The organism is Pseudomonas sp. FP2254 (genome assembly GCF_030687695.1).
GTDB lineage: Bacteria > Pseudomonadota > Gammaproteobacteria > Pseudomonadales > Pseudomonadaceae > Aquipseudomonas > Aquipseudomonas quebecensis.
In genome coordinates, this window is sequence record NZ_CP117444.1 from 5308659 (window position 1) to 5320624 (window position 11966).

The 11966-nt window shown below is 61.0% G+C and carries 10 protein-coding genes; 3 read left to right on the forward strand and 7 right to left on the reverse strand.

Features of this window, described 5'->3' with window-relative positions:
- The first annotated feature begins 50 nt into the window (after positions 1–50).
- Both PSH94_RS24530 and PSH94_RS24535 read left to right on the forward strand, forming a co-directional pair.
- Positions 51–626 (forward strand): DUF6436 domain-containing protein, encoded by a 576-nt coding sequence (locus PSH94_RS24530; protein ID WP_305435953.1) that lies wholly within the window; start codon positions 51–53, stop codon positions 624–626.
- A gap of 32 nt (positions 627–658) precedes the next feature.
- On the forward strand, positions 659–3013 hold the full coding sequence (locus PSH94_RS24535) for a penicillin acylase family protein (protein WP_305435954.1): 2355 nt from the start codon (positions 659–661) through the stop codon (positions 3011–3013).
- 66 nt (positions 3014–3079) lie between these two features.
- Here PSH94_RS24535 and PSH94_RS24540 read toward each other — a convergent pair whose 3' ends face one another.
- Positions 3080–4045 (reverse strand): GlxA family transcriptional regulator, encoded by a 966-nt coding sequence (locus PSH94_RS24540; protein WP_305435955.1) that lies wholly within the window; start codon positions 4043–4045, stop codon positions 3080–3082.
- A gap of 239 nt (positions 4046–4284) precedes the next feature.
- On the opposite strand from PSH94_RS24540, the gene PSH94_RS24545 reads away from it, so the two are divergent.
- A complete protein-coding gene (locus PSH94_RS24545; RefSeq protein ID WP_181076433.1) occupies positions 4285–4926 on the forward strand; it encodes an HD domain-containing protein in 642 nt (213 codons plus the stop codon).
- A gap of 114 nt (positions 4927–5040) precedes the next feature.
- On the opposite strand, the gene PSH94_RS24550 is transcribed toward PSH94_RS24545, so the two are convergent.
- The 6 genes from PSH94_RS24550 to PSH94_RS24575 all read right to left on the reverse strand — a co-directional run bounded on the left by PSH94_RS24550 (position 5041) and on the right by PSH94_RS24575 (position 11936).
- On the reverse strand, positions 5041–5925 hold the full coding sequence (locus tag PSH94_RS24550) for an ABC transporter permease subunit (RefSeq protein ID WP_046034911.1): 885 nt from the start codon (positions 5923–5925) through the stop codon (positions 5041–5043).
- The gene (locus PSH94_RS24555) at positions 5922–6842 is read right to left on the reverse strand and encodes an ABC transporter permease subunit (protein ID WP_253509735.1); all 921 of its coding nucleotides are present in this window, start codon (positions 6840–6842) and stop codon (positions 5922–5924) included. Before PSH94_RS24555 ends, PSH94_RS24550 begins: the two co-directional genes overlap by 4 nt.
- Positions 6839–7981: an ABC transporter ATP-binding protein gene (locus PSH94_RS24560; protein WP_046069993.1), complete on the reverse strand. Its 1143-nt coding sequence runs from the start codon at positions 7979–7981 to the stop codon at positions 6839–6841. The genes PSH94_RS24555 and PSH94_RS24560 overlap by 4 nt, the downstream gene beginning before the upstream one ends.
- A gap of 67 nt (positions 7982–8048) precedes the next feature.
- Positions 8049–9143 (reverse strand): polyamine ABC transporter substrate-binding protein, encoded by a 1095-nt coding sequence (locus PSH94_RS24565; protein WP_181076430.1) that lies wholly within the window; start codon positions 9141–9143, stop codon positions 8049–8051.
- Between the two features lie 151 nt (positions 9144–9294).
- The gene (locus PSH94_RS24570) at positions 9295–10389 is read right to left on the reverse strand and encodes a polyamine ABC transporter substrate-binding protein (RefSeq protein ID WP_181076585.1); all 1095 of its coding nucleotides are present in this window, start codon (positions 10387–10389) and stop codon (positions 9295–9297) included.
- A 182-nt stretch (positions 10390–10571) separates the two neighbouring features.
- Positions 10572–11936 (reverse strand): aspartate aminotransferase family protein, encoded by a 1365-nt coding sequence (locus PSH94_RS24575; protein WP_305435956.1) that lies wholly within the window; start codon positions 11934–11936, stop codon positions 10572–10574.
- Between the last annotated feature and the right edge of the window lie 30 nt (positions 11937–11966).

Consider the following 11966-nt stretch of genomic DNA (forward strand, 5'->3'; position numbering starts at 1 on the left):
TCTGTCAGGGCAAGCATGGCAAGCTACGCGACCTGCGAGGATAGATCCGAATGCGACAGCCCCACCGTACTACCTTGTTCGCCGCCCTGATCCTGCTCATTTGCACCGGCGTGCTGTGGGCGGCGTATGACTGGTTCCAGGGCCGCTACCTGCGCGCGTTCAGCGAGCACACCGCCGTATTTTCCGGCGATGCGCTGCAACTGCCCGCCGAACTCAGCGGCCCCGGCCCGATCCGTCTGGTGCATTTCTGGGACCCGGCCTGCCCGTGCAACGTGATCAACCAGCAGCACCTGGGGGAACTGATCGAGGCCTATGCGCCCTTGGGCGTCGAGTTCTATGCCTTGCAAAAAGCCGGCAGCCACGGCCAATTGCCGGACAACCTGAGCCGGATGAAGATCCTCACCGCCCTGCCCGGTGCCGACCAGGTGCCGGCCAGCCCGGCCGTGGGCATTTGGGATCGAAGCGGCAAACTCGCGTATTTCGGACCGTACAGCGAAGGCCTGACGTGCAATGCCGGCAACAGTTTTATCGAGCCGATCCTGCAGGCCCTGGCAGCCGGGCGCGAGGTGAATGCCACGCACACCCTGGCGGTGGGCTGCTATTGTTCGTGGTCTACCGGTCCGTAGGCCATCACTCCCACTTTGGGTAAGGAATGTTCATGAAACGCGTCCTGCAGACGCTGGCGGCCCTGGCGGTGCTGCTCGCCCTTGCCGTCGGTTGGTATGTCTACAGCAAACAGCCCACGCGCCAGGGCACGGTAGAGCTGGCCAACCTGCAAAGTTCGGTCACGGTGCGCTATGACGACCGCGGCGTGCCGCATATCCGAGCCGAGAACGAAACCGATCTGTATCGCGCCCTGGGCTATGTGCACGCCCAGGACCGGCTGTTCCAGATGGAGATCATGCGTCGCCTGGCCCGTGGCGAACTCGCCGAAGTACTGGGCCCCAAGGTGGTCGACACCGACAAACTGTTCCGCAGCCTGCGCATCCGCGACCGCGCCGCGACGTATGTGACGCAGCTGGATCATGAATCGGCGCACTGGAAGGCGCTGCAAGCCTATCTGGATGGAATCAACCAGTATCAGGACAGCCACCCCAGCCCGATGGAGTTCGACGTGCTGGGCATTCCCAAGCGGCCCTTTACCGCCGAGGACACCATCAGCGTCGCCGGGTACATGGCCTACAGTTTTGCCGCCGCGTTTCGTACCGAGCCGTTGCTGACTTACATCCGCGACCAGTTGGGCAGCGACTACCTGAAAGTCTTCGACCTCGACTGGCAACCCAAGGGTGCCCTTAACCTGGCCGCCAGCGACTGGCAGGCCCTCGGCGCCCTCGCAGCCCTGAGCGACCAGGCTTTGGCGGACAACGGCCTGCCGCAGCTCGAAGGCAGCAACGCCTGGGCCATCAGCGGCAGCCGCACGCGCAGCGGCAAACCGTTGCTGGCGGGTGACCCGCATATTCGTTTTTCGGTGCCGTCGGTGTGGTATGAGGCGCAATTATCCGCGTCGGGTTTTGAGCTGTATGGCTATCACAACGCACTGGTGCCGATGGCGTTCCTCGGGCACAACCTGAATTTCGGTTGGAGCCTGACCATGTTCCAGAACGACGACCTCGACCTGATCGCCGAGAAGGTCAATCCGGATAATCCCAATCAGGTCTGGTACCAGGGCCAGTGGGTCGACATGACCCGCAGCGAGCAGCAGATCGCGGTAAAGGGCCAGGCGCCGGTCACCCTCACCCTGCGCCAGTCGCCCCATGGCCCGATCGTCAATGACGTGCTCGGCGAGGCGGGCGGCAAAACACCGATTGCGATGTGGTGGGCGTTTCTCGACACGCAGAATCCGATCCTCGAAGGCTTCTATCAGCTCAACCGCGCCGACACGTTGGCGAAGGCGCGCGCCGCCGCCGCCAAGGTCTCGGCACCCGGCTTGAATATCGTGTGGGCCAATGCCAAGGGCGATATCGGCTGGTGGGCGGCGGCGCAGTTACCGATTCGCCCGGCAGGCGTGAACCCTGGGTTTATCCTCGACGGCAGCACCGCCCAGGCCGACAAACTGGGTTTCTACCCGTTCAATGCCAACCCTCAGGAAGAAAACCCGGCGCGCGGCTATGTGGTCTCGGCCAACGCCCAGCCGGCGTCGCCCACCGGCATGGAGATCCCCGGTTATTACAACCTGGCCGACCGTGGCCAGCAGCTGAACGCCCAGCTGAGCGACGCCCGCGCGAAGTGGGACGTGACCAACAGCCAGGCCTTGCAACTGGGCACCACCACCGCCTTCGGCCCGCGCCTGCTGGCACCGCTGCTGCCAGTATTGCGTGAAGTGGTCACGGACCCGGCGCAACTCAAGTTGGTGGATCAACTGGCCAACTGGAAAGGCGACTACCCGCTGGATTCCATCAGCGCCACGCTGTTCAACCAGTTCCTGTTCAACCTCGCCGACGCCGCGTTCCACCCCAAACTCGGCGATGCGATGTTCAAGACCCTGCTCGGCACCCGCATCATCGACGCGGCCCTGCCACGCCTGGCCGCCGATGCGGACTCACCCTGGTGGGACGGCCAGCGCGCCGCCGTCGTCAAACTTGCATGGGACAACAGCCTCGCCCACCTGCAGGCCACGTTCGGCGGCGATCCGAGCCAATGGCAGTGGGGCAAGGCGCATACGCTGACCCATGGCCATCCGCTGGGCCAACAGAAGCCGTTGGACAGGCTGTTCAACGTCGGCCCATTCCCCGCTCCCGGCACCCACGAAGTGCCGAACAACCAATCCGCCGCCATCGGACCCGCGCCCTGGCAGGTCACGTATGGCCCGTCCACGCGCCGCCTGATCGACTTCGCCGACGTAGCCCACGCGCTGACCATCAACCCCGTGGGGCAAAGCGGCGTACCGTTCGACAAGCACTATGGCGACCAGGCCGAGACCTATATCGAAGGCGGTTACGAGCAGGCGCATTTGAGTGATGAGGAAGTCACGGCCAACACCCGTGGCACGCTGAAGCTGCTGCCCGCTCGATAACGGCCTGCAGCGCAAAAACCGTGGCAGGGGCTGGCCCGCTCACACAGTGTCGCTGCAGTGGCGCGTCTATACCGGCGCCGCAAAGTTGAGCCGGAACTGATGCGGCGTCACGCCCAACCGGCGGTTGAACACGCTGCGCATGTGCTGGGCATCGCGAAAGCCGCATCGATAAGCCACGGTCTTGAGCGGCGCGTGGGTGCTTTCGAGCATCACTCGCGCCGCGTCCACCCGTGCTCTTTCGACGAATTCCGCCGGCGTGATGCGGGCCTCACGGGCAAACACCCGGGAGAAATTGCGCGCACTCATATTGGCCGCCTTGGCCAGGTCGGCGATGGTCAGGTCGCCGGTCAGGTTCGCCAATACATACAGTTGCACCTGCGCCACCGCCGACGTGGGTTCGGCGTGGGGCGCAAGGAACGGGCTGAATTGCGACTGCCCGCCGGAGCGCTGGGTGAACACCACCAAGCGCTTGGCCACGCTCAACGCGACTTCCGGGCCGTGATCCTGGGCCAGCAGGTACAGCGACAAGTCGATGCCTGCCGTGACGCCCGCCGAGGTATAGAGATTGCCGTCTTGTACGTAGAGGCGGTCAACCTCGACCTGGGCCGACGGGCACAGATGCGCCAGGTCGGCAGCATCGTTCCAGTGGGTAGTGACGGTTTTGCCCTCCAGCAATCCAGCGCGCGCCAGCATAAAGGCGCCGTTGCAGACAGAACCGAAGCGTTGCGCCCTGGCGGTTGCACCCCGTAGCCAGTCATCGAACGCCGAGCCGAAATCTTCGAACGGCAGTTGCGGGCCTCCAGCGACCAGCAGCAGATCATAGTCCTGCAGGGCCTCGCTGTAATGCCGGTGGGCCTGCAATGCCAAGCCGTTGGAGGCGACCATGGTGCCGTGGTCCAGCCCGATGACCTCTATCCGGTAATGATCCTGGGCCGGCAGAAAGCGGTTGGCTTCGCAGAACACATCCATGGGGCCGGTCACATCCAGTGACTGGACGCCGGGGAAAATCAGGATCGCGACGGTCTTGTGCATGGGGAAACCTTATAGCTGGGGCTGGCGCAAAACCCTGTGGGGCTGACTTGCCTGCGATACAGACGACCAGGCCCATCAGGTATACCGAGGTGATGCTATCGCGGGCAAGCCAGCGCCCCCATTGACAGCGTATACCCTTGGCACGAAGTGACGGCACTTTGGCCGGGATCGCATCCCCGTCGCCATGGTCGCTTCGCGGGTGCGCGACCAGACTGTGGGCTTTCCACAGGAGAGCTACCATGACCACTACCATTGCCGGCATCAAAATCCCGAACAGCGCGCTGGCCAAGGCCACCACCGAATACATCCGCGACGTCGAATCCGACCTGCTCTATCACCACTCCCGTCGGGTCTTTCTGTTCGGCGCACTGAGCGGTGAACGCAAGCAACTGGCCTACAACCCCGAGCTGCTCTACGTCGGCGCCATGTTTCATGACCTGGGCCTGGTGGCAGGTCATCGCAGCGACAACGAGCGTTTCGAAGTGGACGGCGCCAACGCCGCCGCCGCCTTCCTGAAGCCGTATGGGCTGAGCGATGACGATATCGAACAGGTATGGCTGTCCATCGCCCTGCACACCACGCCCGGCATACCGCAACATTTGCGTCCGACCGTGGCGTTGGTGACCGCCGGCGTCGAAATGGACGTGCTGGGCATGGACTACGCCGCGTTCAGCAGCGTGCAGCGCGAAGCCGTGGTGCATGCGCATCCACGCGGTGAAGGATTCAAGGAGTGCATCATCTGCGCCTTTGCCGACGGCTTGCGCCATCGCCCGCAGACCACGTTTGGCAACGTGAAGACGGATGTACTGGTGGATCAGGAGCCAGGGTTCAAGCCGATGAACTTTGTCGAGGTGATTCGCAAGTCGCCTTGGACTGCATAGCCAATCTGGAATGCGGTCAAGACTGTGGGAGGGGGCTTGCCCCCGATTGCTGAGTGCCAGTCACTGCATCTGTTGACTGACCCACCGCCATCGGGAGCAAGCCCCCTCACACATTTAGACCGGCGCCGGAGCGCGGCGCTTGTCCGGTTGCTGCCAGCCATCGGCGGCGGCTTCTTCGATGGCTTGCTGGATGGCTTTCTTGCGCATCTCTTCGGCACGGCGGCTGAAGAACCACACCAGGAAGGTCACCAGCGACACCGCCAGCAGAATCAGGCTGGCCACCGCGTTGATCTCGGGTTTAACCCCCAGGCGCACGGCCGAGAACACTTCCATCGGCAAGGTGGTCGAGCCCGGGCCCGACACGAAGCTGGCCAAAACCAGGTCGTCCAGGGACAACGCAAACGACATCATGCCGCCCGCCGCCAATGACGGCGCAATCATCGGGATGGTGATCAGGAAGAACACTTTCCACGGCCGCGCGCCCAGGTCCATCGCCGCCTCTTCGATCGACAGGTCCAGCTCACGCAAACGCGCCGACACCACCACCGCCACATACGCAGCACAGAACGTGGTGTGAGCGATCCAGATGGTGACGATGCCACGCTCCTGAGGCCAGCCGATCATCTGGGCCATGGCCACGAACAGCAGCAACAGCGACAGACCGGTGATCACTTCCGGCATCACCAACGGCGCGGTCACCAGGCCGCCGAACAGCGTGCGGCCTTTGAACTGGCTGATACGCGTCAGCACAAACGCCGCCAACGTACCCAGCGCCACCGCGGCCACCGCCGTGTAGCAGGCGATTTCCAGGGAGCGCGCCACCGAGCCCATCAACTGGGTGTTGTCCAGCAGGCCCACATACCACTTGATCGACCAACCGCCCCACACCGTCACCAGCTTGGATTCGTTGAACGAGTAGATCACCAGAATCAGCATCGGCAGGTAGATGAACAGCAACCCCGCCACCAGCATGAAGCTTGAGAAACTGAAGCGCTTCATATCTTGCCCTCCATCTCTTTGGCTTGGCTGCGGTTGAACAGGATGATCGGCACGATCAGGATCGCCAGCATCACCACCGCCAGTGCAGAAGCCACAGGCCAGTCACGGTTATTGAAGAATTCCTGCCACAGCACTTTACCGATCATCAGGGTTTCCGGGCCGCCCAGCAGTTCCGGGATCACGAACTCGCCCACCACCGGGATAAACACCAGCATGCAGCCGGCGATAATGCCGTTCTTGGACAGCGGCACGGTGATCTTCCAGAAACTGTTGAAGGTGCTCGACCCCAGGTCCGACGCGGCTTCCAGCAGGCTCTGGTCGTGCTTCACCAGGTTGGCGTACAGCGGCAGGATCATGAACGGCAGGTAGGAATAAACCACGCCGATATACACCGCAATGTTGGTGTTGAGGATCTGCAGCGGCTCGTTGATCAACCCCATGGACATCAGGAAACCATTGAGCAGACCGTTGTTGCTGAGGATGCCCATCCAGGCATAGACGCGGATCAGGATCGCCGTCCAGGTCGGCATCATGATCAGCAGGACCAGCACGGTCTGCATTTCCTTGCGCGCGGTGGCAATGGCATAGGCCATCGGGTAGCCGATCAGCAGGCACAGCAGGGTGCTGAAGAACGCCATTTTCAGCGAGCCCAGGTATGCCGAGATGTACAACTCATCGCCTGCCAGCAGGCTGTAGTTGGCGAGGTTGAGCACCACCTGCAGCTTCTGCTCAACGTAGGTATAGATCTCGGTGTACGGCGGGATCGCGACATCGGCTTCGGCAAAGCTGATTTTCAGGACGATAAAAAAAGGCAGGGCGAAGAACAGGAACAGCCACAGGAACGGAATCCCGATGACCACCTGCTTGCCGCTGGGGACGATGCGGTGCAAGCGCCGCTTGAACTTCTTCATGTTCATGAGCGCAGTACCACGCCGCTGTCGTCTTCCCACCACACGTAGACCTGGTCACCCCAGGTCGGACGCTGGCCACGGCGCTCGGCGTTGGCCACGAACGATTGCACCAGCTTGCCGCTGGGCAGCTCGACGTAGAACACCGAGTGGCCGCCCAGGTAGGCGATGTCGTGCACCTTGCCGCTGGACCAGTTGTGTTCGCAGGTCGGCATCTGGGTAGTGACCAGCAGTTTTTCCGGGCGAATGGCATACGTCACCGACTTGTCTTCCACCGCCGTGGCGATGCCGTAGCCTACGTAGATATCGCGGTCCAGGTCGGCGCACTTGAGTACGGCGTGACCCTCGGCATCATCCACGACCTGGGTGTCGAAGATGTTGACGTTGCCGATGAACTCGCACACCAGGCGGCTGGTAGGCGTTTCGTAGATGTCGATCGGGCTGCCGATCTGCGCGATCCAGCCCAGGTGCATGATCGCGATGCGCTCGGCCATGGTCATGGCCTCTTCCTGATCGTGGGTCACCATCACACAGGTCACGCCGACGCGCTCGATGATTTCCACCAGTTCCAGCTGCATCTGCGAACGCAGTTTCTTATCGAGGGCGCCCATCGGCTCGTCGAGCAGCAGCAGTTTCGGGCGCTTGGCCAGGGAGCGGGCCAGGGCCACGCGTTGGCGCTGACCACCGGACAACTGGTGCGGCTTACGCTTGGCGTACTGGCTCATCTGCACCAGCTTGAGCATCTCGGCCACGCGGGCGTCGACCTCGGCCTTGGGGATCTTGTCCTGCTGCAGGCCGAACGCAATGTTCTGCGCCACGGTCATGTGCGGGAACAAGGCGTAGGACTGGAACATCATGTTGATCGGCCGCTCGTAGGGCGGCATGTCGGTGATGTCCACACCGTCGAGGTAAATGCGGCCCTCGGTCGGACGCTCGAAACCTGCGAGCATGCGCAGCAAGGTGGACTTGCCCGAACCCGAACCGCCGAGCAAGGCGAAGATCTCGCCTTTCTTGATTTCCAGGGACACATCGTCCACGGCAATCGTCTCGTCGAACTTCTTCGTGACCCGGTCGATTTTGACCAGCACCTTCTTCGGTGTCTGGTCGCCCTCGAGGGCTTTCTTGTAGGCGCCGGAGGCAACTGCCATTTACGAAACTCCCAAAAAAACAGAGTGCGGTTCGCCCGAGGCGGGCGAACCCAGGATAGTTTGAGCCTTACTTGCCCGTCTTGATCTTGGTCCAGCTACGGGTCATTAAACGTTGCACCTTCGGGGGTAGCTCGAAGTTGACGAACGTGCGGTCAAGAACCGCCTGCGGTGGGTAAACCGCTTCGTCAGTGCGTATCGATTGCTCCATCAGTTTGTCCGCCCCTGGGTTAGGGTTGGCGTAACCGACGACGTCGCTGACCTGGGCGATGACCTCAGGCTGCAGCAAATAGTTGATGAAGGCGTGGGCTTCCTTGACGTTGGTGGCATCCTTGGGGATGGCCAGTACGTCGAACCACAGGTTGCCGCCCTCTTTGGGAATCACGTAAGCGATGTTCACGCCTTTGCCGGCATCGCTGGCACGCGCCTTGGCCTGGAACACATCGCCGGAGAACCCGGCAGCCACGCAGATATTGCCGTTGGCCAGGTCCGAGATGTATTTGGACGAATGGAAATAGGTCACGTAGGGCCGCACTTTCAGCAGCTTTTCCTCGGCCTTCTTGTAATCCTCGGGGTTGGTGCTGTTAGGGTTCAGCCCCATATAGTTGAGCACCGCCGGCAGCATTTCGTCCGCCGAATCCATGAACGACACGCCACAGGTGGCGAGTTTTTTCATGTTTTCCGGTTCAAACAGCACGGCCCAGGAGTCGATATGGTCGACGCCCAGCACTTCTTTGACTTTGTCGACGTTGTAACCGATGCCATTGGTGCCCCACAGGTACGGTACGGCGTACTGGTTGCCGGGGTCGTTCTTTTCCAGGCGCTTGAGCAGTGCCGGGTCGAGGTTGGCGTAATGGGTCAACAGTGACTTGTCGAGCTTCTGGAACGCCCCGGCCTTGATCTGCTTGCCGAGGAAGTGGTTGGACGGCACCACCACGTCGTAACCGGTATGACCGGCCAGCAACTTGCCTTCCAGGGTTTCATTGGAATCGAACACGTCATACACAGGCTTGATGCCGCTGGCTTTTTCGAAATTGACCAGGGTGTCGGTGCCGATGTAATCCGACCAGTTATAAATATGCACGGTCGGTGCAGCCTGCACGCTGACACTCAGCGTGATGCCTGCAGCCGCCAGCATGGCTTTGCTGAATAAAGAAATTGGCAAGTGGAGGTCCTCTTAAATAGTTGGGCCCAAAGTTGTTGCCCGGCAACAAAACCGGCGCGCAACTTACCCTCGATAAACCGATCCGGCAAAACTTTCTGTCATTTAATTAATGTGCGGGAGGGGACCAGCCCCCTCCCACAGGTTTTAAGGCTTACTTGCCCGACTTGATCTTGGTCCAGCTGCGGGTCATTTCACGCTGGGTCGCGGCCGGCAGGTCGGCAATGGCATAGAGCTTGGCCTGCACATCCGCCGATGGGTAGATGCCCGGGTCGCTGGTAATGTCCTTGTCGACCAGTGCGGTCGCCTTCTCGTTACCATTGGGGAAACGCACGCTGTTGGTGATAGCCGCCATGACATCCGGCTTGAGCAGGTAGTTCATGAACTTGTAGGCCGCGTCGACGTTTTCGGCGTCTTTAGGGATGGCGACCATGTCATAGAAACTGCCGGCGCCTTCCTTAGGAATGTCGTACGCCACCTTGACCTTGCCGCCGGCTTCAGCCGCGCGGGACTTGGCCTGCTGGATGTCACCCGAGTAACCGACGGCCACGCAGATGTTGCCGTTGGCCAGGTCGGAGATGTACTTGGAGGAGTGGAAGTAGCCGATCGAAGGACGGATCTTCAGGAACAGCTCTTCGGCTTTCTTCAGGTCGTCTTTTTTCTGGGTGTCCGTCGGCAGGCCCAGGTAATGCAGTGCGACCGGCAGCATTTCGGTTGGCGAATCGAGGAAGCTCACGCCGCAGCTTTTGAGCTTGGCGATGTTTTCAGGCTTGAGCAGCGTGTCCCACGAGTCGATCTTGTCCACGCCCAGCGCAGCCTTGACCTTCTCCGGGTTGTAGCCGATGCCGATCGAGCCCCACATGTAAGGGAAGGCGTGCTTGTTGTCCGGGTCACTGACCGACACGGCCTTGAGCAGGGACTTGTTCAGGTTGTCGTAGTTGGACAGCTTGGACTTGTCCAGCTCCTGATAAACGCCGGCCTTGATCTGCTTGGCCAGGAAGTTGTTCGACGGTACGACGATGTCATACCCGGACTTGCCGGCCAGCAACTTGGCCTCCAGGGTTTCGTTGCTGTCGAACACGTCGTACACCACTTTGATGCCCGACTCTTTTTCGAAGTTGGCGATGGTGTCCGGTGCGATGTAATCGGACCAGTTGTAGACGTGCAGCACTTTATCGTCCGCCTGTGCCGCGCCCGCCATCGCGCCCATCAGGGACAAGGCGAGGAGGGTCTTGCCCGCGTTCTTCAAACCTAATGCCTTCATTTGGTAATGCTCCAATTTTTCTTTTTTGGGCCACACGCTATGTATGTTCCGCAGCCCAGCCAAAGGGCAACACAACAGGGCGACAGTCTGGCAAGTTCAGGGGCCGGCTTTCAACCAAAGCCCCTACATTTATAACCGCTCGGTGCACTGCGCACTGAGCCTAGCATTTAGCCCTGCAATGCCGCCAAAGTCAGGTCCAGGCACTGGCGAGCCTTGGTGACCAGTTCGTCGATTTCCGCCTTGCTGATCACCAGTGGCGGCGAAATGATCATGGTGTCGCCCACGGCGCGCATGATCAGGCCATTTTCGAAGCAGAACGTGCGGCAGATCATGCCTGCACCCCTGCCCTCGTAACGCTTGCGCGTGGCCTTGTCCTGCACCAGTTCAATCGCACCGAGCATGCCGACGCCACGCACTTCACCCACCAGAGGGTGATCCGCCAGCTCCCTCAGACGTTTCTGCAAATAGGGTGCCGTTTCGTCATGCACACGTTTAACAATCTGTTCATCGCGCATGATGCGGATGTTTTCCAACGCCACCGCCGCCGCCACCGGGTGACCGGAGTAGGTGAAGCCATGGTTGAAATCGCCGCCTTCGTTGAGCACGGCCACCACGTCATCGCGCACGATCAGGCCACCCATGGGGATGTACCCCGAGGTCAGGCCCTTGGCGATAGTCATCATGTGCGGCTTGAGGTCATAGAAATCGCTACCGAACCACTCGCCGGTACGTCCGAAGCCGCAGATCACTTCGTCGGCGATAAACAGAATGTCGTACTTGGCCAGAATCTCTTTGATGCGCGGCCAGTAGGTCTCGGGCGGCACGATCACACCGCCGGCGCCCTGGATCGGTTCGGCAATAAACGCACCGACGTTATCCACGCCCACTTCCAGGATCTTTTCTTCAAGCTGGTTGGCGGCCCACACACCGAACTCTTCGGGGCTCATGTCGCCGCCTTCGCCGAACCAGTACGGCTGGGCGATATGGACAATGCCCGGGATCGGCAAGTCGCCCTGCTCGTGCATATAGGTCATGCCGCCCAGGCTGGCGCCGGCCACGGTGGACCCGTGGTAGCCATTTTTGCGGCTGATGATGGTTTTCTTGTTCGGCTGGCCCTTGATCGCCCAGTAGTGGCGGACCATGCGCAACATGGTGTCGTTGCCTTCGGAGCCGGAACCGGTGAAGAACACGTGGTTCATGCCGGCCGGCGCGATGTCGGAAATGGCTTTGGCCAGTTCCAGCACCGGCGGGTGAGCGGTCTGGAAGAACAGGTTGTAGTACGGCAGCTCTTTCATCTGTTTGGCGGCGGCGTCGGCCAGTTCATCGCGACCGTAACCGATCGCCACGCACCACAGGCCGGCCATGCCGTCGAGGATCTTGTTGCCTTCGCTGTCCCACAGGTACACGCCGTGGGCTTTGGTGATGATGCGCGGGCCTTTCTCTTTCAATTGCTTGAAGTCGCTGAACGGCGCCAGGTGGTGATCACTGCTCAAGGCTTGCCATTCACGGGTTTGCGGGTTGTTGCTGGACATACCGATCTCCTAGACTTTTCAGTGAAGGGC

Excerpts from the sequence above, each read along its gene's own strand:
- PSH94_RS24545 (WP_181076433.1), top strand. The coding sequence starts at position 4,285 with ATGACCACTACCATTGCCGGCATCAAAATCCCGAACAGCGCGCTGGCC.
- PSH94_RS24530 (WP_305435953.1), top strand. The coding sequence starts at position 51 with ATGCGACAGCCCCACCGTACTACCTTGTTCGCCGCCCTGATCCTGCTC.
- PSH94_RS24555 (WP_253509735.1), bottom strand. The coding sequence starts at position 6,842 with ATGAACATGAAGAAGTTCAAGCGGCGCTTGCACCGCATCGTCCCCAGC.
- PSH94_RS24575 (WP_305435956.1), bottom strand. The coding sequence starts at position 11,936 with ATGTCCAGCAACAACCCGCAAACCCGTGAATGGCAAGCCTTGAGCAGT.
- PSH94_RS24535 (WP_305435954.1), top strand. The coding sequence starts at position 659 with ATGAAACGCGTCCTGCAGACGCTGGCGGCCCTGGCGGTGCTGCTCGCC.
- PSH94_RS24540 (WP_305435955.1), bottom strand. The coding sequence starts at position 4,045 with ATGCACAAGACCGTCGCGATCCTGATTTTCCCCGGCGTCCAGTCACTG.
- PSH94_RS24560 (WP_046069993.1), bottom strand. The coding sequence starts at position 7,981 with ATGGCAGTTGCCTCCGGCGCCTACAAGAAAGCCCTCGAGGGCGACCAG.
- PSH94_RS24550 (WP_046034911.1), bottom strand. The coding sequence starts at position 5,925 with ATGAAGCGCTTCAGTTTCTCAAGCTTCATGCTGGTGGCGGGGTTGCTG.